Source organism: Paraburkholderia sp. BCC1876 (assembly GCF_902833695.1).
Classification (GTDB): Bacteria; Pseudomonadota; Gammaproteobacteria; order Burkholderiales; family Burkholderiaceae; genus Paraburkholderia.
The window spans coordinates 1-1,172 of record NZ_CADFGI010000029.1 but is presented as its reverse complement, the minus strand read 5'-3'; the positions used below and the strand labels follow the sequence as shown (position 1 = coordinate 1,172).

Here is a 1,172-nt window from a genome sequence, read left to right as displayed (position 1 = left end):
GTGCCGGTGACCACGCCGCAACTGAAGGTCGACGCAGTGCGCTCGCATGGCGGCCCGACCGTCGAGATCGTGCAGTTCGGCGAGTCGTACAGCGACGCCTATGGCCACGCGGTGAAGTTGCAGGAAGAGCGCGGCTTGACCTTCGTGCATCCGTTCGACGATCCGTATGTGATCGCTGGACAGGGCACCGTCGCGATGGAAATTCTCAGCCAGCACCAGGGCCCGATTCACGCGATCTTCGTGCCGATCGGCGGCGGTGGACTCGCGGCGGGCGTCGCTGCGTACGTCAAATCGGTGCGCCCGGAGATCAAGGTGATCGGCGTGCAGACCGACGATTCGTGCGCGATGGCCGTTTCGCTGAAAGCGGGTGAACGCGTCACGCTGAGCGAAGTGGGTCTGTTCTCGGACGGCACCGCAGTGAAACTGGTGGGCGAAGAAACCTTCCGCCTGTGCAGCGAATATCTCGACGACGTGCTGCTCGTGAACACCGACGCCCTCTGCGCCGCGATCAAGGACGTGTTCCAGGACACACGCAGCGTGCTCGAACCCGCAGGCTCGCTCGCGGTAGCCGGCGCGAAACAATATGCCGAGCGCGAAGGCATCGAGAATCAGACGCTGATCGCGATCACGTCGGGCGCAAACATGAATTTCGACCGCATGCGTTTCGTCGCCGAGCGCGCCGAAGTCGGTGAAGCACGCGAGGCGGTTTTCGCCGTGACGATCCCCGAAGAGCGCGGCAGCTTCCGGCGTTTCTGCGAGCTGGTCGGCACCCGCAGCGTCACCGAATTCAACTACCGGATTGCGGATGCGAATTCCGCGCACATTTTCGTTGGCGTGCAAATTCGCAACCGCAGCGAATCAGCGCAGATCGCGGGCGCATTCGAAGCGCACGGCTTCGCGACTGTGGATCTGACCTTCGATGAACTCTCAAAGCAGCACATCCGCTACATGGTCGGCGGCCGCTCGCCGCTCGCGCACAACGAACGTCTGTTCCGTTTCGAGTTTCCCGAACGGCCGGGCGCGCTGATGAAATTCCTGTCGTCGATGGCGCCGAACTGGAATATCAGCCTGTTCCATTACCGCAATCAGGGCGCGGACTACAGCTCGATCCTGGTCGGCATCCAGGTGCCCGACAGCGAGAACCCCACGTTCGACCAGTTTCTCGCCACGCT

Annotated in this window: 1 protein-coding gene; it reads left to right on the top strand. The window is 62.6% G+C overall.

The window, feature by feature from the left end; genetic code table 11:
- Window positions 1-1,172: threonine ammonia-lyase, biosynthetic (gene ilvA, locus HWY05_RS37580; protein WP_176061474.1), on the top strand; the 1,172-nt coding region annotated here is incomplete at both ends.